Annotated in this window: 16 protein-coding genes; 7 read left to right on the top strand and 9 right to left on the bottom strand. The window is 38.4% G+C overall.

What is annotated here, in order from left to right:
• Positions 1 to 45: 45 nt before the first annotated feature.
• The 7 genes from ACN1CN_RS18565 to ACN1CN_RS18535 all read left to right on the top strand — a co-directional run bounded on the left by ACN1CN_RS18565 (position 46) and on the right by ACN1CN_RS18535 (position 9,407).
• Positions 46 to 729: a response regulator transcription factor gene (locus ACN1CN_RS18565; protein WP_291286930.1), complete on the top strand. Its 684-nt coding sequence runs from the start codon at positions 46 to 48 to the stop codon at positions 727 to 729.
• Positions 726 to 2,093: an ATP-binding protein gene (locus tag ACN1CN_RS18560; protein ID WP_419136692.1), complete on the top strand. Its 1,368-nt coding sequence runs from the start codon at positions 726 to 728 to the stop codon at positions 2,091 to 2,093. Before ACN1CN_RS18565 ends, ACN1CN_RS18560 begins: the two co-directional genes overlap by 4 nt.
• A 557-nt stretch (positions 2,094 to 2,650) precedes the next feature.
• Positions 2,651 to 3,721, top strand: coding sequence for an efflux RND transporter periplasmic adaptor subunit (locus ACN1CN_RS18555; protein ID WP_419136691.1), 1,071 nt, complete (start codon positions 2,651 to 2,653; stop codon positions 3,719 to 3,721).
• An 8-nt stretch (positions 3,722 to 3,729) separates the two neighbouring features.
• A complete protein-coding gene (locus ACN1CN_RS18550; protein ID WP_419136690.1) occupies positions 3,730 to 6,843 on the top strand; it encodes an efflux RND transporter permease subunit in 3,114 nt (1,037 codons plus the stop codon).
• Positions 6,844 to 6,854: 11 nt separating this feature from the next.
• Positions 6,855 to 8,147 carry a TolC family protein gene (locus tag ACN1CN_RS18545; RefSeq protein ID WP_419136689.1) on the top strand — a complete coding sequence of 431 codons (1,293 nt, stop codon included), beginning with the start codon at positions 6,855 to 6,857 and terminating at the stop codon, positions 8,145 to 8,147.
• Between the two features lie 11 nt (positions 8,148 to 8,158).
• Entirely contained in the window at positions 8,159 to 8,827 is a 669-nt protein-coding gene (locus ACN1CN_RS18540) for an outer membrane beta-barrel protein (protein ID WP_419136688.1), read from the top strand.
• A 145-nt stretch (positions 8,828 to 8,972) separates the two neighbouring features.
• The gene (locus tag ACN1CN_RS18535; RefSeq protein WP_419136687.1) at positions 8,973 to 9,407 is read left to right on the top strand and encodes an META domain-containing protein; all 435 of its coding nucleotides are present in this window, start codon (positions 8,973 to 8,975) and stop codon (positions 9,405 to 9,407) included.
• Between the two features lie 438 nt (positions 9,408 to 9,845).
• Here the strand turns inward: ACN1CN_RS18535 and ACN1CN_RS18530 are convergent, their stop codons facing one another.
• The 9 genes from ACN1CN_RS18530 to ACN1CN_RS18490 all read right to left on the bottom strand — a co-directional run bounded on the left by ACN1CN_RS18530 (position 9,846) and on the right by ACN1CN_RS18490 (position 23,817).
• On the bottom strand, positions 9,846 to 10,715 hold the full coding sequence (locus ACN1CN_RS18530; protein ID WP_419136686.1) for a DUF4249 domain-containing protein: 870 nt from the start codon (positions 10,713 to 10,715) through the stop codon (positions 9,846 to 9,848).
• 5 nt (positions 10,716 to 10,720) lie between these two features.
• The gene (locus ACN1CN_RS18525) at positions 10,721 to 13,333 is read right to left on the bottom strand and encodes a TonB-dependent receptor (RefSeq protein ID WP_419136685.1); all 2,613 of its coding nucleotides are present in this window, start codon (positions 13,331 to 13,333) and stop codon (positions 10,721 to 10,723) included.
• 388 nt (positions 13,334 to 13,721) lie between these two features.
• Positions 13,722 to 14,564, bottom strand: a complete 843-nt coding sequence (locus tag ACN1CN_RS18520) for a FecR family protein (RefSeq protein WP_419136684.1) — start codon at positions 14,562 to 14,564, stop codon at positions 13,722 to 13,724.
• A 12-nt stretch (positions 14,565 to 14,576) separates the two neighbouring features.
• Positions 14,577 to 14,786 (bottom strand): hypothetical protein, encoded by a 210-nt coding sequence (locus ACN1CN_RS18515; protein WP_264524207.1) that lies wholly within the window; start codon positions 14,784 to 14,786, stop codon positions 14,577 to 14,579.
• 46 nt (positions 14,787 to 14,832) lie between these two features.
• Positions 14,833 to 15,354, bottom strand: coding sequence for an RNA polymerase sigma factor (locus tag ACN1CN_RS18510; protein WP_419136683.1), 522 nt, complete (start codon positions 15,352 to 15,354; stop codon positions 14,833 to 14,835).
• 389 nt (positions 15,355 to 15,743) lie between these two features.
• Positions 15,744 to 17,573 carry an alkaline phosphatase gene (locus tag ACN1CN_RS18505; protein WP_419136682.1) on the bottom strand — a complete coding sequence of 610 codons (1,830 nt, stop codon included), beginning with the start codon at positions 17,571 to 17,573 and terminating at the stop codon, positions 15,744 to 15,746.
• A 205-nt stretch (positions 17,574 to 17,778) separates the two neighbouring features.
• On the bottom strand, positions 17,779 to 19,314 hold the full coding sequence (locus tag ACN1CN_RS18500; RefSeq protein ID WP_419136681.1) for a RagB/SusD family nutrient uptake outer membrane protein: 1,536 nt from the start codon (positions 19,312 to 19,314) through the stop codon (positions 17,779 to 17,781).
• A gap of 16 nt (positions 19,315 to 19,330) precedes the next feature.
• Entirely contained in the window at positions 19,331 to 22,720 is a 3,390-nt protein-coding gene (locus ACN1CN_RS18495) for a SusC/RagA family TonB-linked outer membrane protein (protein WP_419136680.1), read from the bottom strand.
• Positions 22,721 to 22,896: 176 nt separating this feature from the next.
• Positions 22,897 to 23,817 carry a FecR family protein gene (locus tag ACN1CN_RS18490; protein ID WP_419136679.1) on the bottom strand — a complete coding sequence of 307 codons (921 nt, stop codon included), beginning with the start codon at positions 23,815 to 23,817 and terminating at the stop codon, positions 22,897 to 22,899.
• Between the last annotated feature and the right edge of the window lie 47 nt (positions 23,818 to 23,864).

The following is a 23,864-nucleotide window of genomic DNA, read 5'->3' as shown; positions in this document are numbered from 1 at the left end:
CTAATTTTTTTCCCATTCTACATTCAATCGTATAACTTTGTAGAGATGAAAATTTTAGTAGTAGAAGACGACCAAAGAGTGGCTGAGTTGATTCAGCGTGGACTTACTGAACATGGATTTTTCCCTACAGTGGCTTATGACGGTCTCTCTGCGAAAAAACTGGTGTTACAGAATCCTTTCGATCTGGTTATTACCGATATCATCCTGCCTAAAATGGACGGGCTTGATTTGTGTAAAGAGATTCGTTTGATCAAACCCGATCTACCTATCATAATGTTAACCGCTTTGGGCTCAACAGATGATAAAGTGGAAGGTTTTGATGCGGGAGCCGATGACTACCTCACAAAGCCTTTTGAAATGAGGGAATTATTGGTTCGTATCAGAGCTTTGTTAAAAAGAAGCGGAAGTAATTCAATCCATACTACCGGGTTTATTTTGAAGTATGACGAACTTGAAATGAACCTGCAAACCAAAAGTATCCGAAGAAATGAAACGGAAATTAGCCTTACTCCAAAAGAATTTAAACTTTTAGAGTATATGCTCCAAAATCCCGAGCGGGTGCTTTCGCGCGTAGAAATAGCCGAAAAAGTATGGGATACTCATTTTGATACCGGTACCAATTTTATTGATGTCTATATCAACTATCTGAGAAAAAAAATTGACAGGGATTATGATAAAAAACTCATTCATACAAAATCGGGGATGGGATTTATTTTGAAAACAGAATGAAAACAAGAACCCGGCTAACCCTATTGTTTACCCTTGTCACGGCCACTATTCTATTAGTGTTTGCTGCTATTATTCTGATTTCGGCAAAAGAAAACAGAGAAAAAGAATTTTATGCTTTGTTAAAGAAAGAGGCCATCACCAAAGCCAATTTATTTTTGAATGCTGAAGTCGACAGTAAAACACTACAGGACATTTACAAAAACAACAGAGCCACCTTAAACGAGGTTGAAGTTGCCATCTATACCCCTGCTTTTCACCTACTCTATCACGATGCTGTTGATATTGATGTGGTGAAAGAAACCAAGTCGATGATTAATGAAATTGCCCGTAAAGGCGAAATAAAATTTTATCAAAAAGAATGGCAGGTTATAGGCATGACCTATCGATTTCAGGGAAAAGAATACATTATCACGGCCGCAGCATATGACGGATTTGGCTACATCAAATTCTACAACCTCCTTGAAACCTGCATCCTTGTTTTTATCTTATCGATTCTGCTGCTGTACGTTGCCGGTCGTTTTTTTTCGAAAAAAGCATTTGAACCTATTGTTAAAATGACGAACAAAGCCAAAACCATTTCGGCTACAAATCTTGATCTGCGTCTGGACACTTCCAAAAATAAAGATGAAATTACCGAACTGGCTACCACGTTCAATAAAATGCTGAACCGTCTCGAAAGTTCCTTCGATTCTCAGAAACAATTTGTTTCAAACATCTCACACGAGTTGCGAACACCGCTTGCTGCAATTATTGCCGAATTAGAGCTCTCAGGCCATAAAGAACGTAATACGGAAGAATATAAAATAGTCATTCAAAACACTTTACAGGATGCCAAAAAACTGGCCAAACTTTCCAACAGTTTACTCGATCTTGCGAAAGCCAATTATGATCCTTCGGAAATTGCTTTTAAACAACTTCGTATTGATGAAGTACTGTTAGATGCCCGCCAACAAGTTCAAAAATCAAATCCGGACTATAACATTAGCATCCACTTCGAGAACGATTTTGAAGATGACAGTCAGATTTCCATCCATGGAAACGAGTATCTCCTAAAAGTTGCTTTTGCCAATTTATTTGAAAATGGCTGTAAATTTTCAGCCGATCAGCAAAGTACAGTCTCCATTTCCTTTCTCAGCAATACAATAGAACTTCGTTTTTCGGACAATGGGATTGGTATTTTACCCGAAGAACTGGAGCCTATTTTTACTCCATTTTACAGAGGTTCTAATAAAACTCACGCTGATGGAAATGGTATTGGTCTTTCCTTAACAAAGAAAATCATTCTGCTCCACAAAGGTGTTATCACCGTTACTTCCCAAAAAAATCGGGGAACAACTTTTACCGTAACCTTCAACTTACAATAGCATTCTTTCAATGCTAAACCTTCTGCTATTCAGAGTCAAACAGCTGTCATAAAAAAGCATGACAAGCCAAGTTATACCATTACGTAAAATTGCTCTATTTCAACATTTTAAACACCTATGATTCATTCTTAACTTAAAGAAGTGTCAGCTTGTATTTTCTTCCTATACGTGCTCCAAACAGCGGTACATTCTCTTTATTTTACCCGGTTATTTTCTAAAACCCAAAAGCAGTTTTGCTCTATTTTCTAATAGAATTCTAATTTTTTTCTAAAAGGTCTCTAATGGCTCTTTCGGGAATGCCAGTCTAATTTTGCGCCAGATTTAAGGATCATGATTTGTTGCTGTAGCACACGATGTGTTACCCTACCAATACTACTGTTCCTATATTTTCTGCGGTCATGCTGTACCTATAGCGAACCACAAAATTGAATTAATGCGTATAAAATCAAAATGACATGACATTAAAGACTACAAAACTTTTCAGGCTTCAACTATCAAAAACCTGCCCTCAAAATCCCGAATGTAAAAACCTCCTACTTGTTATAATGACAGCTTCAATGTTGCTAGCCTGCCAGAACAAAACCGAAAAAAAAGAGGTTGAAAGCTTTTCTCTAAAGGGAGATACGATCCTCGTTCCGCAAAAATCAAATATTGTCTTCAAACTAAAATTGGAAACCGTTAAAACTGAGCCGTATCAATTCGAATTACAAACTGCCGGAACGGTCAAAGCTATTCCGAATTCCTATGCCGAAATTGCTCGTCCTTTCTCCGGAAGAGTTACCAAAGTACATGCAAGACTCGGAATGAAAACATTGCCCGGAACTCCTTTATTTGAAATGGTTTCTCCTGATTTCACAGCGGCTCAGAAAAACTTCTTTCAGGCTAAATCAGGTTATCAGGTTGCCGGTCTTTCGTTAAAACGTCAAAAAGACTTAAAAACTCATGGTGTTGGTTCGCAGAAAGATCTCGAAGAAGCCGAAACCAATTTCGAAATCAGTGAAAAAGAATACCAAAATGCGATGGCCAGCCTTAAAGTTTTTGGAATAAACACCAACAAGCTGGTTTTCGGTCAGCCCTTAGTGATCACCTCACCCATAGCCGGAGAAGTAATAACCAATGAACTGGTACTCGGGCAGTATTTAAAAGAAGATGCCGGACCAAAAGCAAAAGTTGCCGATCTCAAAAAAGTATGGGTTGCCGGGCAGATTAAGGAAAAAGACATTCATTTTTTGCAAGAACTGCAAGGGGCCGAAATCAGTTCCGGCGCTTATCCGAACACGAAAATTTCGGGTAAAATCTATCATATCGACGAAATAATAGATGAGGATACCCGAAGCGTACAGGTGTTAATAGCCTGTAACAATACCGATCACATCCTTAAACCGGGAATGTTTGTCTCTGTAAAATTTACAGACAAACCTATAAATACCCTGTTCATACCCGCCAAAGCAGTATTACAAGTCAATGACAGAAGCTTTGTCTTCATCCAGTCAGAGCCGGGCAAATATGTCCGTCGTTACATCGAGACCGGAATATCACAAAATGGAAAAATAGCCGTGCTCTCAGGATTAAAAACAAATGAAACAATTATCAGTGAAGGAGCTTTTTATCTCCTTGAAGCGAAATAAATGACTTTATGAAACAAAATATATTTGAAACAACAATAGCAAAACGCTGGTTGATACTGGCATTATTCTTACTCCTTTCTTTGTTCGGATATTATTCCTGGACACAACTTTCTGTTGAGGCTTATCCCGATATCGGCGATGTCACCTCGCAAGTCGTAACACAGGTTCCGGGTCTGGCAGCGGAAGAAGTGGAGCAACAGATCACCATTCCGATAGAACGCGCTATAAACGGTTTGCCGGGCTTACATGTAATGCGAAGCAAAAGTACTTTTGGTTTATCAATGGTAACGATCGTTTTTGATGACGGTATTGAAGATTACTTTGCCCGTACCCGAATTCAGGAGCGCTTAAATGATGTCGAATTGCCTTATGGTGCTGTACCGGGTTTAGATCCGCTGACCTCTCCTACAGGCGAAATTTATCGTTATATTATTGAAAGCAGCAACCACGAACTAAGAGAGCTGAGCGAATTACAGGAGTATACGATTATTCCGCGTATCAAACAGGTATCGGGAGTGGCTGATGTTACTAATTTTGGAGGAATCACAACACAATACCAGGTAGAGCTCGATCCCGCTAAACTGGAGCAGTACGGTTTATCCTTAAGTGAAGTAACGGAAACCATCGAAAAAAATAATGCAAATACCGGGGGAAGCGTTATCAATCGCGGAGACCAGTCTTATGTGGTACGCGGAATCGGTTTGGTAAAGAATCTAGAGGATATTGGACGCATTGTTGTAAAATCGGTAAATGGAGTTTCTATTTATCTGAGTGATATCGGAAAGTTAAAATATGGGAATCTGGAGCGCAAAGGAGCTTTAGGATACACCGACAAACGCGGGGTTGATTATTCGGACAATATCGAAGGGATTGTATTATTGCTCAAAAACCAAAACCCCTCTGTCGTCTTAAAAGGAGTCAATGAAGCCGTGGACGACCTCAATAAAAATTATCTTCCTGAAGGTGTTAAAATTCACGCTTTTCTGGACCGCACCAGTCTCGTAGACACCACACTTACTACGGTCTCTCATACATTATTGGAAGGAATGGCACTTGTAATTATTGTTTTAATTGTTTTTCTGGGCAGTTGGAGAGGTGCTTTATTGGTGGCAATTACCATTCCTATCTCGCTTTTGATTGCTTTTATCCTGATGAAATTCACTCACATTCCTGCCAATTTGCTTTCGCTTGGGGCAATTGATTTTGGTATTATTGTCGACGGAGCCATCGTGATGATGGAAACCATTCTAAAAAAACGGGAAGACAACGAAGGAGAAGAACTCACCGAAAATACGGTTGCCATCAGTGTAAAAAGTGTAGCACGTCCCATCATTTTTGCCACCCTGATTATCATAACCGCGTACCTGCCATTGTTTGCTTTTGAGCGTGTAGAGAAAAAACTATTCACCCCAATGGCTTTTACCGTAGGATATGCCCTTTTTGGTGCTTTATTGGTTGCTTTACTGCTGATACCCGGATTGGCTTATTTCATTTATCGCAAGCCACAGAAAATGCATCACAACAAATGGCTCGAAAAATTAACCAATGCTTACCATCATCGCATACAGCAAATCATGCAGGTCCCTAAAAAAGTATTTGCCCCTCTGATTGCAGTATTAGTGCTCGCTTTTATACTTACTGCCGTGGTCGGAAAAGATTTTTTACCGCCATTGGATGAAGGATCGATCTGGCTGCAGGTGACCTTACCACCGGGCATTACTTTAGAAAAATCGAAGGAAATGAGCGATACACTGCGCCATCGTACTTTAAAACACGAAGAAGTAACCTACATGATGGTACAGGCAGGTCGTAATGATGACGGCACCGATGCCTGGACGCCCTCGCATTACGAATGCAGTGTAGGTTTAAAACCCTATAAGCAATGGAAATCAGGAAAAACAAAAGAAGATTTAATAAAAGAATTAGCTGCCGAATATGCTACTATGCCAGGCTATAATATTGGGTTTTCGCAACCTATGATCGACGGGGTGATGGATAAAATCTCAGGTGCTCACAGCGAACTGGTGGTGAAAATATATGGCGAGGATTATAAAGAAACCCGACGAATTGCCGAAGATGTCATCAAAACCCTTCAAAAGGTAAAAGGTGCTGTCGATCTTGCCATCGATCAGGAACCGCCATTGCCTCAGGTACAAATCATTGCAGACCGCCAGAAAATTGCACAATACGGATTAAATGTCGATGCTGTTTCGGAATTAATCGAAGTGGCTATGGGTGGAAAAGCGATTTCGCAAATTTTTGTCGGCAATAAGGTATATGACATTACGGCTCGCTACAATGAAGAAAGCCGAAATGATCCCGAAAAAATAAGCAACCTGATGCTTACCAATTCTGAAGGTGTCAAAATTCCGTTGTCACAAGTATGCGATGTCAAACTTAATACCGGTGAAAGTACCATTGCCCGGGAAATGAACAAACGCCATCTGACGGTTCGTCTGAATTTAAGAGGCGCCGATTTAAGTTCTTTCTTAAAGGAAGCACAATCAAAAATTGAAGAAAAAGTAAAATACGACCATGCAAAATTTAAATTAAAATGGGGAGGACAATTTGAAAACCAGGAGCGGGCTTATAGTCATTTGGCCATTATTGTCCCTCTCGCATTAGCCTTAATGTTTGTGCTGCTCTACGGTGCATTTGGAAAATTTCGTCAGGCAGGACTGTTAATGAGTATTGTACCATTGGCTTTATTTGGCGGCATGTTAGCCCTTACGGTCCGTGGGATGACGCTGAATGTATCCTCAGCGGTAGGTTTTATTGCTTTGTTTGGCGTGGCCATACAAAATGGAGTTATTATGATTTCACACATTAATCAGCTTCGTAAAAACGGAATGGCACTGCTCGAAGCCGTATGCAATGGTGCCAAACAACGCTTTCGTCCAGTTTTAATGACAGCGACCGTCGCGGTACTTGGTTTGCTGCCCGCCTCTTTAGCCACAGGAATAGGCAGCGATGTGCAAAGACCTTTAGCAACGGTTATCGTTTACGGACTATTGTTCTCCACCATACTAACGCTTTTTGCTTTGCCTTCTCTTTATTATCTGATCGAGAAAAAGTTTGATTTGCCCAAAGAGGAAACACAACACAAAATCGACAATCCATAAAATGAAACCTTATGATGAAAAAGAATATACAAAACTGGATAATCCTCCTGCTACTGCAACTTATTTCGACAGTATCCAATGCTCAGGTCGATACTACTTTCACAAAAATAAAAATGAATTACACTGATTTTTTGGCCTTAGTCAGTAAAAATAATCTCGAGTACAGCGCCCAAAAATTCAATGTAAATATAGCTGAAGCCAATGTCGCAGCCGCAAAAGTTTTTCCTGATCCCGAACTGGCTGTAGGAGCGAGTGATAATGGCCAGCGCCGAATGCAAATGGGCTACGGTTTTTCATCCGAACTTAGCTGGACGCTTGAACTTGGCGGAAAACGAAAAGCGCGAATCAATATGGCCAAAAGCACAGCGGAACTTACCAAAGCTTTATTAGAAGATTATTTTCGAAACCTGCGTGCAGCCGCTACTTTGAGTTTTCTGGAGAGCTTAAAGCAGAAAGAGATTTTTTTAGTACAATTAAACTCTTACCAAATTTTAAAGAATATCGCTGCAACCGACAGTATCCGATTTAAGCTTGGGAGTATTGCCGAAATTGATGCCCGTCAAAGTAAACTTGAAGCGAATTCGATGTTAAATGAGGTGTACCAAAGTGAAGCCGATTGGAAAACCGCTTTACTGGAATTAGGAACTTTTATTGGAGAGCAAAAAAAGGATAGTTTGAATTCTCCTTCCGGGGATCTAACAAAATTTGACCGATCGTTTGATTTAAATGAACTGATCACTACTGCTCAAAACAACAGAGCGGATGTGCTGGCCGCCTTAAAGAATAAAAATGTATCGCAGGATATTTTAAAGCTGACAAAAGCCAATAGAGTTTTGGATTTGGGAGTACATTTTGGAGTAGAAACTGCATCGGTGGTCAGTAATGTTGTTGCTCCTACTCCATCAACAACTGCTGTATCGGCGGGTATAAGCATTCCGTTAAAGTTCTCCAACCAAAATAAAGGCGAATTAAAAGTCGCTGAATATGGATTGTTTCAGGCCGATGTGTTGTACCAACAGACAGAGTTAGTGGTTCAGACCGAAGTACGAAAAGCATGGTTTAATTACCTCACCGCACAAAAACAGGTACAGCAATTTAATACAGGTTTGTTAACCGATGCCGAGAAACTGCTCAACGGCAAAATATACAGTTACAAACGCGGAGAAACCTTATTGCTGGATGTCCTGAATGCACAGCAAACGTACAATGCAACACAACTCAATTACTTTGAAGCGGTATATCGCTATGCTGCTTCATTAGTCGAACTTGAAAAAGCGGCCGGAATTTGGGATATTAATTTTTAAAACAAGAAGAAATGATGAAAAAAACATATACAATTTGCCTGATATTGCTTTTTATGATGCGAATGAGCGCACAGCAGGAAGGCATTACTTTTGGAATCAGTGCCGGTACAAACTGGTCATCGCTAAAAGGGAGAGATTTAGACAGTCTGTCTACTAACGGAGCTTCAAAAGGTTTGAACGGCCTGACTATCGGAATCACTTTAGACAACAAAATTTCACAATATTTCGGTTTAAAACACGAATTGTTTTACAGCAGAAAACAAACAGCGCTTCAAATCGCAGATAGCATAAACGGAGGATTCACCAGCAGGCTAAAACGCCAGTATGTTGATTTGTTCCCCATTAGCCCTGCTTTTTACTACAAAGGCTTACAAGTCTATGCTGGTCCTTACCTCGGTTTTTTACTGAACGCTTCCGTGCAGCGTAAAGATGCCGATGGAAATGTATATACCGATACCGCATTCTACGGAACAGGCAAAGCTTCCCATGGCTACAGTCAGAAAATGGATGCAGGTTTTGTGACAGGTTTAACGTATGAATTTCCGAATGGTTTTACTATTGGCGCAAGATATCTTCGCGGTTTTGTTCCGCTGATAGAAAATGCAAATACAATCCGGCAATGGAAAATTTATAACGAGAACTTTTTCGTGACTATTGGTTACAGCTTTAAAAAGGGATGATTTCAGCTCTCAAAGCTAAAATTCTTAGACAACAGATTTACAAATTTAGAATGATTCAATATTTTAAAAATTTACCTTAAGTTCTCTTTGAAAAACGATCATGATAACCTAAAACTTGTTAATTTTATATCCTAAAACTTTTCCTATGAAAAAATACTTCACCCTAATGTTGGCAGCTGTTGCCTTAGTTTTCACTTCTTGCAACTGCACGAAAAATACCACACAAAGTACTGCTCTTTATGACACTACCTGGGAACTGGAATACATTTCCGGTCCTCGTATTGCTTTTGAAGGTTTATTTCCCACTAAAAAACCTTTTATAAAGTTTGATCAAAGTACGGGTCAGGTTTCCGGAAATGCCGGCTGCAATGGCTATAGCGCTCCTTATACTTTAAAAGGGCAAACCATCAGCTTTGGCGAACAAGGTCCGACAACCATGATGTTCTGCGAAGGCGGCGGAGAGCAAACTTTTACCGAAATGATTAGAAAAATCAATGCCTATTCTATTGATAAAGAGGGTAAACTAAACTTGTTACTGAACGATGTTCCAATGATGCGCTTTAAAAAAGTGGCGAAGTAATTTTACTATTCCAAATAATACAAAAAATGGACTTTCTTACAAGTCCATTTTTTGTGTTCTATAATCAATGTAATTCATAAATTAAATTGTGTACGGCTTTAGCCGAAGGAGTGCCAAAATATTCATAGCTTAAAAACCTAATAATTTATTTGGCTAAAGCCTCTTACTTTATTCCATTTTTACCTCCAGCTAAAGCTGGAGCCAATCAAAAACAATCTATATCTATTGTTCCTATGGAACTTCCTATAGGACCAAATCTATTCTCAACGGATTAAAATCTGCTGCTACGATAGGAACATTTCTAAGGAATTCCAAAAAAGAACCATCGGCTTGCCACGTTTTGTAAATCCGGATTCTAATCCGCTTAAACAAAAAAAAACATCTGACATAAATATTTATATGCCAGATGCCGTTACAAATCAACCTTCAATTAAAATCTTACTTGCCCGGATAGACAATATTATCGTTCTCTTTTACTACATAGGAAAAGGTGTCTGCTTCGCAAAGCCTGAAATAACCAAAAGCAAAATTATTAGCATTCGTAGTGTTCACGATATTCCCTCTGATATTTCCAGGAGGAACAGAAAAAGGGTTCCCTCCATAAATCTCTAAAAGCAGACTCATATAGTTATAAAAATTCTTAGAAACACCACGATTTATAACCGCAACACTTTTTCCTGGTTTCAATTTGGTGTCAGAAAATCGCGGATTTATTTCATTTCCATTAAACAATTCATCGTCCAATAAAGTGTAGGTCGGGAAAAGAAGAACATCAGTTTTATAATCAGTCAGATAAAAATTTACCTGATCGATCGGATCTTTAAAGAAGAACCCAATTTCATACAGGTCCTCTCCTCCTACATCCGGAACAAGTTTTTGCTCTATTCTGTCAATTGGCGTTACCGACATTAATTTCTCTGCTGCAGTAAAAACCTGCCCTTCTGCCTCAACCGTAAGCACATAATCCATGTTGATCACAGGCACAAAATTAGTACATACATATAAGCCCGGTTCTTTTTCATTAAAAGTAAAAATATCCCCTTTACTGTTCGTCACTTTTACTTTTGCTCCCGAAACTTTTGGGGTTTTGTTGTCGTAATAAGGCGCTGTTTTGCTGATCTTGATCAGCTGTTCATTACCGGATGTTCGTTTTTTCCAGAGAATTTCAGCGTCAACTACAATTCTCGTTTCGCCGGTTTCTAAATCAAGCTTTACAGCTTCATCACAAGAAGAGAAAAACAGTACCAAAACTAGACTTAAAACGGCTAGTGTTTTCTTTTTAATCATTTTTATATCAATCCTTTGCATATTCATTAAAATTTAAAATTATAAGAAACTCCGGGTACTATTCCAAAAATAGACAGTCTTCTGGTTTCATTTAGTCCTGTATCTTCATTTGTGTTAAAGGTCATCGAAGCCGCATTTTGTCGGTTGTAAATGTTGTAAAGACTAAATACCCAATAGCTCTGCCATCCTTTCTTTTTGTCCGGTTTTGGCGTATAGGTCGCACCCACATCCAGGTGATGGAAAAGTGGAAGTCTGTTTTCGTTTCTTAAGGAGAAGTTCGGAATATTAATTCCTCCAAATTCATAATACCCATTCGCATAAGTTACCGGCTGCCCGGACTGTAAGCTAAAGTTGGCATTAAAAGACCATTTTTTATTGTATTCGTAATTCCCAACAACGCTCAAATTGTGCAGTTTGTCGTATCCTGATAAATACCATCCGCCATTTGCAATTCCAGGTTCTTCGGGTGTTCTGCCGGGTGTTTTTTGTTCTGCTCGTGATAAAGTATAAGAAACCCATCCGGAAAATCTTCCTGTATTTTTTCTCAACATTAACTCCAAACCGTAGGATCTGGCTTTACCATTCAAAATCACCTGTTCGATATTATCGTTGGCCAATATGTCTGCTCCGTCAATATAATCGATACGGTTTTGGATTTTTTTATAGAACAATTCTCCCTCAAAGGAATATTCCTTGTCCTTAAAGTTCTGAAAATACCCTACAGCATACTGATCCAATAACTGTGGTTTTGTAAAAGGTCCGCTTGGTGTCCAGATTGTCGTTGGCAAAGGAAACTGGGTATTGGATAACATGTGAATGTACTGCGCCATTCGGTTGTAACTTGCTTTTACCGAAGTATTTTCATCAAAAGCATAGGATAATGCAGCGCGTGGTTCAAAATTATCAAACTTACTAATGGTCGATCCGCTTTTATAGGTTTTACTTCCTGTTGGCGTACCTTTTTCATAAATTTTGTACAACGGATTATACACTACTGCTTTTCCATCCTCATACGTACTGATTTCCTCACCTCCTAAACGGTAAAACATGCTGTAACGAAGACCGTATCGAAGATTCAGTTTCTCGGTAAGCTGATGTTCGAAGTCCAGGTAAACGGAAGATTCAAAAGCATACTTTTTAGCCAGCTGTTTGTAATTGAACTGCGAAGTTGAATTGGTAGGCTTTACGGTTCCGGGATTAAAATCGTAATACTGGCCGTCTAATCCATAGTTCAGTTTTAATTTTTCGGATAAAGTCTGACTCCAGCCGTATTTAAGACCATACGTCTGAATGTTATTGTTCCATTTAAAACCTTCTCTTTCTAAGCCAAGATTAAATTTATAATCACTGAAGTAAACAGACAAATTGGTATTTAAATTCTCCGAAAACTTGTGTTTCCAGCTTAAAATCCCCATCGTATTTCCATAGGTACTGTCGAAAAGATTGTTCAAATCAAAAAGGTCGTTTCCAAAGTATCCCGAAAAAGACAGGGTGTTATTGGCGCCAAAACGATAATTGAACTTTGCATTCAAATCATAAAACATAGCGGAGTTCTTGTTATCGGCCAGTTTCATAAATAAGTGTGCATACGAAGCACGTCCTGCAACAATAAAAGATCCTTTTTCTTTCTGAATAGGTCCCTGCACCAATAAACGGCTGGAAATTAAACCAATCCCTCCGTTGACTTTATAGTTTTCGAAATCTCCGGTTTGCTGTGAGATATCTAAAACAGAAGAAACACGTCCTCCATATTTAGAAGGAATTCCTCCTTTGTATAAGTCTAACCCGCTTACAATATCGGCATTAAAAATAGAGAAAAACCCAAACATGTGTGAATCGGCATAAACCGGACCACCATCTATCAAAATCAAATTCTGATCGGCGGCACCTCCACGAACATTAAAACCCGATGAAAGTTCTCCGGCATTGGTTACCCCGGGTAATGTCAATATCGATTTTAAAGGATCGGCTTCCCCCATAGCAACCGGAATTCTTTTAATCTCGGCCATCGAAAGTTTGTTCACACTCATCTGAGTGTTTTTAACATCAACGGCTTTATTGGAGGTGATCACTACCTGCTCGAGTTCGTGACTGTCGGCATCCATGTAAAAATTGATTCTCGAATCGTCAGCAACTTCAATTTGTTTCTCTTTGTTTTTTAGGCCGAGATACGTAATGAGTACGGTATAATTTCCTTTCTCTACTTCGATCGCAAATTTTCCATCTGCATCGGTTGTGGCACCGGTAGAAAGTTCTTTAATAAAAATATTCGCACCAATAACCGGTTCTTTGTTTTCATCAAAGACCTGACCGGTCAGCTTATTTTTTTTTTTAGGTGCTTTGGTTACTTTTTGCTTTACAAAAATATTATTCCCTACGATGGAGAACTGAACCGATGCGCTCTTATTGAGTTCATTGACAAGTTCTTTTACGCTGATATTTTTGTAAGTCCTGGTTTGAGTAAAATACTTTTGACCTGTATTAATCTGATCTGTGTGGGCAAACTTGAAATCGGTTTGGCTTTCAATTTGCTTAAAGAATTCTTTTAAGGTTACTGATTTATCAACAGTTACGGTTACGTTTTGAGAAAACACCGCCCAACTGAATAAAAAAAAGCATGCTGAAATTATATGCTTCATGAAATTTTGTATTTTTGAAAATTATTAAATGAGATAGTTTCGTACTATCTTGACCATGAGGAGGATGTTTAGTTTCGCGGCTAGTGCATCCTTTTTTTTTTCTATTGAAAAGTAATTACTTTTAATTCTTCATTTATTTCAAAGTTTAGGTTATACATTTCGGATATTAATTGGATAAGTCTTTTAAAATCTTCTTTTTTATTAATTCGCATTGTAATACGATGGTCATAGTACTCCTGCGGAAATTTTAACGTATAACAAAAACAGGCTGAAATTATATGTTTCATAAAATTTTGTATTTTTGAATATTATTAAACAGGATAGTTTCCTATTATCCTGACCATGAGAAGGATGTTTAGTTTCGCGGCTAGTGCATCCTTTTTCTTTTCTATTGAAAAGTAACTTCTTTCAATTTTTCATTTATTTCAAAATTTAGGTTATACATTTCGGATATAAGTTGGATAATTATTTTTAAATCTTCTTTTTTATTGATTCTCAATGTAATACGCTGCTCATAATACTCCTTTGGGAAGGTCATCGTGTAGCCGTAATTGGTTTTAATGTAGGTGGTTAAAACCGTTATCTTTTCATTTTCAAAATCGGTAAATCTTTCAAACTCCGTTACCTCAACCGTGTTGTTGGCATAAGTAAACTTCTCACCCGGAACTAGGATCCATTTTTTGTCCTGATCTTTCACGCTCATTTCAACGCTTCCTTCAAAAAGTTCCACCGTTACCTCTTTCTGTGTATATCCTTTTACTAAAAAAGAAGTTCCTAAAACCGTGGTTGTGGTTTCATTGCAAAAAACCTGAAAAGGGTGCTTTTTATCTTTCTTTACATGAAAATACGCCTCTCCTTTAATTTCAATTTTACGATTGGTTGCAAAATTATTGACATACTCAATTCTGGAATTAGGACTTAATTCAACCTTCGAACTGTCCGGCAAAAAAACTGTTTTTACAATGGAAGTGGTGTTTTCAATTACGTTCGAAGCCAATTTAACTTCTGATTGTTCCTGATTTTTATTAAAGAACAAACCCGAACCAATAAACCCGAAAAGCAAAACAGCTGCCGCTGCGGCGTAATGCCATGCTTTAAATTTCGATTTATTCGAAGGGAAGGTTTTAGATTGAAACGCTTCCCACGAAGCTTCTTTCTCCTCGTCGGAATGTGAAATGGGAATATCATCCCAGATCTTATTTAATTCTTCTTCTACTTTTTTATCATTCATATCTTTGGAGCGTTAAAGTTTCTGACAATAAAATCCCTGCTTATTAAAAACACCGTAAACCATTTCCTTAATCTCCCTGTTGGTTTCGATTCTCAGAATATGATTTGTATCTTCTACATCAAAATTCATGATACAATCAGAAATAACAAATTGAAGAAGCGCTACAACAAATCTTGCATCTTCTTTAGTTGTAACGTCCGTTTTATAAGTTTCAATATTCATTTTATGTTCTCATTTTTATAGATAACAAATGAGAACAAAAAAGTTCCTAATGGTTTTCGACTTTTTTTCGAATAAATTTACTGGCGAGATAAATATGATTGGCTATGGTCTTCTCAGAAAGATCCGTTAAAGCTGCAATCTCCTTATAGCTAAGGTTTTCCAGTTTATGTAAGGTGTAAATTTTTTGTTGCTGTTCCGGAAGCAGATTTATGAAAGTATTTAGCTTTTCCTGTCTTTCCTCAAAAATTTCAGTATCCATATCCTCCTCGTCCATTACCACATGCAACGGATCGAGCTGTACAATTTTATTTTCTCTGTTGAGATGATTGAGGATGATGTTTTTGCAGATGACAAATATTTGTTTGTCTAATAGAACATCTTCGTGAAGCAATTCTCTTTTATTATACAATCTTAAAAAAGTCTCCTGAACAAAGTCCTGTGGGGTAAGTACTGTAAAGTTAAAGCGTTTGGCTATGTTTATTAGTTTATCATAGTAATTGAGATAAGCTTCTTTGAAAGTGGCTTCATTACCTTTTTTTAAACTTAATATAAACTTCCTGTTGTCCATAACGCAAATATGATAATTAGTCTAAACTCAATGTCTAAAATAATATTGTGCCCGAAAGCAAATCCACTAAGACTTCCTTAATCTTTTTCTTAAGCAATCTTAAGGTACAAAGAACAGAAATTTTCTTGTAAAAGTTTTTAACAGAAAAAGAAATTAATCTTAAAAAAAACACAATTTTACGATCGTCGTTTTAATCGTAATTTTCTTATTTAATTTATTTTCAAATTTGAGAACTCCAGTAAAACAAAGCCATTCGCAGTTTTTTGAAAAGCAGTTTTTTCTAAAAACAGCTCCTTTATTTAAAAGTATTTAAGACACTTATTACAAAACAAAAGCAGTAACAAAAAAATCGTTACTGCTCATTTTTAAAGAAGAAAATTAAATGATCTCTACTGCTTTGCAAAAAGCGCTTCGAGTATTTTGGTATAAATCTGGGTGTTTTGGTACACTCCCATGAAATTCGAAGCACCGGGTCCGTAAGCAAAAACCGGAACTGGCACTGCTGTATGGTCGTTGGTACTGAAACTTCCCTGTACATATCCTTTTGCAATACTGCCATCAATTAAGGAAAGTCCTCCGGTTTCGTGATCGGCTGTTACAATCAAAAGTGTTTCCTGATTCTGATCGACAAATTCCATAGCCTGTCCAACCAGTTTATCAAAATCGAGCATTTCGCGAACGACATATTCGAGGTCATTTTTATGTCCGCCATAATCAATCTGTGCTCCTTCGGCCATTATAAAAAATGGATTCTTAGTTTTTGAAAAAACGGTTGTCGCCTTTGATAAGGATTTAGTTAAAAAATCACCTCTGCCCTCTTTCATCGAAACGACCGCAGCATCTTCTAAAACCACAAATCGGCTATTCTTGATGGTGTCCAGGGTTTTAAACTGATCCGAGAAAGTATATCCTTTTTCCTTCAATACTTTAGACAGGTCCTTGCCGTCTTTTCTGTTTTTAAATTCTTTTGCTCCTCCTCCAATCAGAATATCGGAAGGGTTTCTGATAAAATCGGCAGCAATTGGTTCGCTAAAACTTCTTTCAGGCTGATGTGCATAAAAAGCGGCCGGAGTAGCATCTGTAATATTTCCGGCAGAAATAATGGCTGTTTTGTACTTTTTCTGCGCCAGTTGCTGCGTGATTAATTCCAGCGCTTTTCCGTTTTCGTCTACGCTAATAAAACGGTTGTTGGTTTTATGTCCGGTTGCCATTGCCGTAGCACCCGCAGCCGAATCGGTAATATAACTGTCCGACGATTTAGTGATCGACAACCCCTGAGTGGGTATATTAAAAAGACTCAACTGCCCTTTATTGGCCGTATAACCCGCATAAATCTGTGTAAGTCCCATTCCGTCACCAATCAGCAGAATTACATTTTTCGGACGTTTGTTTTTAGCAAACAAAGCTACATTCTTTGGCACATAAGCCTCATGGAATTCTGTATTCTGATAAAAAGTGCTTTTTATTTTCTGGATGAATTCGGTCAATGCCGGCACATTATCGGTTCCAATAAAATCGACTTTTAAATTCATTAAAGTCATCCAGGTGTTCACATTATCCTGCGTCGACCAAAATCGGATTTTTTTATTCTGATCGTGCACTTTTTTAATGATGGCTTGTATTTTTTCTAAATCGACCTGTGTCATCACCCCTTTACCGTTCCAAACTGTGTGTTCTTTCAAATCATCGCTAATCATTTCGACACGCGCCAATTGCTCCGCGGTATAATTTTCACTCAGTCTGCCGTCAAAAGAAATAAAATCCGGATACTCTTTCCAACTTGCCGGTGAAGGTCTACTTCCTGAAACAACTACTTTTAGATTTTTATTCGAAATCAGCTCCGGATAGGTTTTTAACTGCTGAACAATGGCTTTTAATGTTGCCGCTGCTTCCGATTTGACGTCGATCATCAAAATCAAAGGTTTGTTGTCAGGGTATGCTTTGCCGTCTAAGGTTTTTAGCTTTTTGGACAAAGGGTCTAAATAAAGACTTCGCAATGTGTTATAAGTCTTAATTTCTTCTGACGTATGGGCAACCAACAGTTCGTTATTTACCAGAAAAACATCGGCTTCGATAACACCTGCTTCATTGGAGTAGGCTTCATAAAATGGTAATTTACCTGCATAATCATTGTGCGAATGAATATTGACAGAGCTGTATTCCTGAGCTTGTGCCAACATAAAAAAATGAAGACACAAAAGGATTATTGTTTTTTTCATGGAAATATACTTTATATAAAAATTAACCCGTTAGGTTGAATCTATTTCAACACTTCGTTACATCAATTTTGTATTCCTAAAAAAGACGTTTCAGTTCGTTTTAATACACCCAACGGCTTAAAAATCATTTGTTTTTTTACTACTGCAAGCTTCACAACTAAGCTTGCAGCGTAAAAAAAAAAACAAACAAAATGAAACTACTAAACTACCAGCCTTTATTCTGAAAAAGGGCTCCTTTGCTCACTGCAATTTCATCTGGTGGTATTGGCCATACATGGTGAATAGCAGGATTGAAATTACGGGCAGGATAAATCACTGTCCCGTTATAGTGGTGTAAAGGTTTTGCATAGGTTGCCTGAGCGTCGCCCCAGCGTACTAAATCGAAATGACGGTCTGTCCATTCTCCGGCCAGCTCACAACGTCTTTCTCTTTTCAGATCGGTTAAGGTTGCTCCTCCAATGCTTGGTAAACCTGCACGATTTCTAATCAGGTTTATCTCGGTATCAGCGCTCAATCCTTTCATTAATTTTGCTTCAGCCAGCATTAAAATAACATCGGCATAGCGTAAAAGAGGCACATTTAAGGCTGTTGAAGGTTTGTCTCCGTTTGCATTTACATAACGAATGTCAATTCCACCCGAAGTTGTTTTTGGGTAACCGAACGGCTCCATGTATTTTTTAAACTGATAACCGGTTCTGTTACTTGAACTTACGATGTATTTCCCTTCATTAAAAGTCACTAATTCGCCAAAATACATAAACTTATCTCCTTTTTGTAAAATGGTAGCGCTACGTCTTTTATCTGCCGGATCATAAGTGTCAAACAGCTCTTTGGTAGGATAAAAATTTCCCCAGCCATTGTAAACTCCCCAGCCTTTATCTTCCAGACATACTCCCGGAAAAATTGACCCCAGACTTGTATTTTCGGCACTGGAAGTTACCGACCAAATGTATTCTGATGACCAGTTGTTTTTAATTTTAAAGACATCTTCAAAATTATCCAGTAATTTGTGCTTTCCACTGTTCACGACCATATTAGCATACTTAATGGCATTGTCCCAGTCTTTTGCATACAAGTAGGTACGTACCAAATAGGCCCAGGCAGCAGTTTTGTGAGCACGTCCGTAATTGTCAGTCGTTAGCTCATTAAAGTAAGGCAATAAATCAGCGGCTTTCACCAAATCGGCAGCAATGTAAGCATAGTTTTCGGCTACGTTTTTAGCACGCGGTACATATACATTGGTTGGATTTTCTCTGTCCTGAATCGGAATCCCGGCACGCTCGTCTCCGTAGTGATAGGCCAGTTCCAGGTGCATCACAGCATGATTGAAATAAGCCTCTCCCAACATCATGTTTTTTGTTTTATCGTCTAAAGCGATCTTCGGAATGTTGCGAATCACATCGTTGCAACGTTTCATTACCTCATAATGCAGTCTCCAGATGTCTTTGGTATCCGACTCTGCTCCGTCTACAATAAAGTTCTTGATTCGTTCTGCATTTTGTCTTGGCTTGGTCCCAATGTCATCACTTGCATTGTTGAGCCAGAAAAATCCACGACCGTACATATTGTCATCCGAATAAAGGGCATAGATTGCATTTACTCCTGCTTTTGCATCGGCAGGTGTTTTCCAGAAATTACCACTTGAAGGTGCTCCCTGAGGCACTAAATCAAGTTCATTTTCACAAGCCGAGCTGCCTATTAAAAGCATAAAACTCAATACTAAAAGACTTAATTTTTTCATTTTATTTGTATATTTTTTAAAAAGTTGCGTTTACACCCGTCATATAAATACGGGAAAGTGGGTACTTCCCTAAGTCCATACCAAAATTCTTAAGCCCTACTTCCGGATCCATTCCTGAATACTTGGTAATGGTAAACAAGTTTTGCGCAGAGATAAAAAATCTAAGTTTTGCTTTTCCATTCAACCATTGTTCTTTTGCGGTATAGCCTATTGACAGGTTTCTTAGTCTTACGAAAGAAGCGTCTTCGATATAAAAATCAGAGATTCGTCCAAAATTATTATTGTTGTCTGTCGATGAAAGAACCGGAATATTGGTATTGGTGTTTGTTGGTGACCAGGCATTTTTAGAATCAGCCAATAAATTGTAACCCGGGAAAGAAGCATTCAGACCGGTATGTTTTACGGCATTAAAAACGCTGTTTCCGGCTGCTCCGCTAAAAAAGATGTTCATATCAAACCCTTTGTACCTGAAATTGGTATTCAAACTGAAAGTGGTTTTCGGAAATGGATTTCCAAGCACTACTCTATCGCTGTTATTGATGACTCCATCACCGTTTATGTCTTTGAATTTAATATCTCCGGCAACCGCATTTGGCTGATATACGACGCCTTTATCGTTTACATACGCTTTTACTTCGGCAGCACTTTGAAACAATCCGTCAGTCGAGTAACCGTAAAAAGCACCTACAGGACTTCCTACCTGATAAATGTTAGCCAAAGGCAAACTACGCACTCTGCTTAAATTCAATGGTTCAAGAGAGGTTAAATCATCTTTGATCGAAGAAATTTTGTTGCTAAGGAAAGCCGCATTTGCTGTTACATCAAATTTAAACTCACCCTGTGTTTTCTGATAGGTTAAACTCGCTTCTAACCCTCTGTTTTCAACATTTCCTGAATTTACGATTCTTCCTAACGGAGTTCCCGAAACACCCGGTAACTGATCGCGAACCAACATGTCTTTATTGGTTTTGATGTAGGCATCCACAGAACCTGTCAAAGCATTGTTAAACATGGTGAAATCCAATCCAACGTTGGTTTGTTCGGAGCTTTCCCATCTCAAATCAGGATTAGACAATTCGGCCTCCGAATAACCGTAGCTGATTACCGGACTGCTTCCAATTAACGCTTGTGTTTGTTTTAAAGGCACACTAAACTGATACGGTCCAAGATTTCCTAAGTTTCCAATTTGTCCCCAGCTTGCACGTAGTTTTAAGTTGCTTACAATTGGATTTATATTCTTCATAAATCCTTCTTCAGAGATCAACCATCCGGCAGAAACAGAAGGATATACTTTCCAGCGATTATCAGAAATCAGTTTTGAAGTACCGTCGCGGCGTACAATTCCGGAAATTAAATATTTTTGATTAAAGTCGTAATTCAGCCTTCCCACATAAGAAGAAATGATTTCTTCAGACATTCCTGCATCCAATTGCTGTACTAATTTAGCATTCAATAAATAACGCTGTGAAGCATCTTCATTGTCAAAACCGGTTCCCTGTACCGTATAAAAATCTCTTTTGGTTTGTTGGTAGGTGTATCCTGCCAATGCTTTAAAATTGTGTTTTCCTAATGATTTTTCGTAAGAAAGGGTCTGCTCACTTAACAAATCAGTTGTAGCAGAAGCCGTTTGTGTCAATCGGTTAAAATCAAATATTTTACCCGGTTCTGTAATTTTAACCGCAAAGTCGGTTGCATTGTTCTGAATTCTGGTATAACCCCAGTTGGATTTGAATTTTAAGCCCGATACAATTTCCCACTCGGCATAAGGATTAATTAAAACGGTAGAAATCGGATTGCGGTTGTCCAGTCTTTTTAAATAGGCTACCGGATTGATTACGTCTCCATACGAACCAATATATTTTTCAGGAACTCCTCCAAAACTTCCGGAACCGTCTTCTCTGTAAATAGTAGCATTGGGCGGATAAAAAATGGCTGCTAAAATAGCTCCTGTATACCCACTAGAGGTATTGGCTGCCTGACCGTCGGTTAAGGAATACGACAAGTTTTCACCTATTGTAAAATTGGGCGCGAGTTTAAATGATGAATTGGCTCTTGCGGTATAACGCGTTCCGAAAGTATTAAGTAGTATCCCTTCGTTTTTGCGATAACTTCCTGAGATAAAGAAATTAGATTTTTCGGTTTTACCATTTACAGAAATGGAAAGGTCCTGAATTTCTCCTGTACGGAAAATTTCATCCATCCAGTTGGTTTTAGTGGTTCTGGCCGTTGGTTCAAATGCCGGATCAAAAGCCGGAATTCTTGGCATACCTGCATTGTCTCTGGCTGTATTCATAGCATCAGCATATTCGGCAGCATTTAAAACGTCTAACTTTTTAGCCACGCTTTGAAAACCTCCCTGGTAATTTACATTGATGTTAATTCGCTCTGAAACTCCTTTTTTAGAGGTAATTAAAATTACTCCACCAGAAGCTCTCGCTCCGTAGATTGCCGCAGAGGCCGCATCTTTTAAAACACTGATCGAAGCAATATCGTTCGGGTTTAAGGTATTTAAGGAACCGCTGTAAATAATTCCGTCCAAAACAATCAAAGGAGTTTCGGCATTCAAAGATCCAATACCACGAATGTTGATTGTTGGCTCGGCTGTTGGGTCTCCTCCATTGTTAATTACGGTAACACCGGCCACAGTACCCTGCAATAATTCTGCTGCACTGTTGTAGGTTCTGCTTGAGGTTTCCTTCATCGAAACGGTACCTACAGCTCCCAAAACTTCATTCTTTTTTACACTTCCATATCCCATTACAACCACTTCCTGCAGTTGTTTCATATCGGCTGCTAATTTGATCTTTATATTTTTGTCCGATTGGGTTACTTTAACTTCTTGTGTCACATATCCCACATAAGAAAAAACAAGTACGGCCACAGACGAATTGATTTCCATCTTAAAGGTACCGTCAAAATCTGTTGTAGCAGCTGCGTCCGAATCTTTGTCTTTGATTCCGACACCCGGCAACGGCATTCCGTCATCCCCTCCAAAAACAGTTCCCGAAATGCTTATTTTGCCCTGAGCGGCATCTGAAATTTTCAGGTTTTTCTTGATGACGATATTGTTGCTTACAATTTCGTATCTCAACAATAAATTGCTGCATATTTTATCCAACGCCTGTTCTAAGGGTACATCGTTGAGTTTTAAGCTAATCTTTTGATTGGTGTTCACCTGATTGGTTTCATACATAAAATGCACGTCAATTTGCTTTTCAATTTTCTGAAAAACATTTTTGATGCTTTCGTTTTCTACTTTTAAGGTTACTCTTTTATTTATATCAAAACTGCCCGCTTTCACGGTTAATCCGATAAAAAATAGAGCTGTAAAAAGCAGCGCTCTCGTTAGTACCGATTTTTTAATGCTCTCGCGGTTTGGAACATACCGCATTTGCTTTCTAGTCATGTTTGTGATTTTTTAATTGTTTTTGATTATGGATCAGTTTTCTACGTAGATTTCTTTTTAATTGGATTGGTAACGAATTGTTTTATGGCGGATAGATACAGTTACTCCCACTAAATCGCATAGCGCTATACGAATGGTGTTGCTGTATGTTATGTTTCTTTTGCCCGTTCTGCGGCTTATCGTATCACATAAGTCCCTGCTTCTACTTTGTACTCAGCATTGATGATGTTGCACACCAAAGCAACTACCTGCCCTACCGGAAGCTCTTTGAAATAGGCACTGATTTTTAAATTGTTTAAATTCTTATTCCCAATTTCGACGGTTACATTATAATTCCGATTGATGGTTGCAATGACTTCGGGCAAGGGAGCGTCTTCAAAAACGATAATGTTCTTTCGCCATAACGAAATTGAATTGACCGGAATATCCTTGAAAGCCTGCAATTTGTTATCACGTGATTTAAAAATCACTTTTTGACCCGGGGTGACATAGACGTTCTCTTCGGTGACGGTTGATTTTACATTTACTCTTCCGGTCAAAACCGAAACTTCCTGCGTGGTCTGATCCGGATAGGCCTGCACGTTAAAGCTGGTTCCCAATACTTTTGTATCCATTTTATCGGTATGAATGATAAAAGGGTGTTTTTTGTCTTTGGCTACATCAAAAAAAGCTTCTCCGGTTAAATAAACTTCTCTTGTATCTCCTTTAAAAGCAAGAGGATATTTTACACGGCTTCCCGCGTTAAGCCATATTTGAGTGCCATCGCTTAAAACTATTTTGGCATGTTCTCCTGCCTTGGTAGCATATTGCCTGCTAATGGTTTTTACCGTTGATAAATAAAAGAAACAGGAAAGGCCCAGTAAAACAAATAGAGAAGCTGCCATTGTCCAGTTTCTGTAAGCAATGGAAATAACCTTATCGGATTTTTTGATCTGCTGAATCTCTTTTTTTAGTTTTGAACGATCGGAGGTGATTGTTGCAATGGTATCAAAGATTTCTTCCGGATGATTGTACCAGTTATTCCATAATTCTTCTCCATTTAGAGAAGGCTTACCTTCTAAAAAATGTTTTATATCTTGGTGTAATTTTTCAGGCATTATAATTTGTTTAATAGTATGTCTTAGAAATAGTATTTTCAGGTAGG

It is taken from the genome of Flavobacterium sp. T12S277 (assembly GCF_048514875.1).
Taxonomy (GTDB): Bacteria; Bacteroidota; Bacteroidia; order Flavobacteriales; family Flavobacteriaceae; genus Flavobacterium.
Note: the sequence above shows the minus strand (reverse complement) of the source record. Positions and strands in the feature narration are given on the sequence as shown.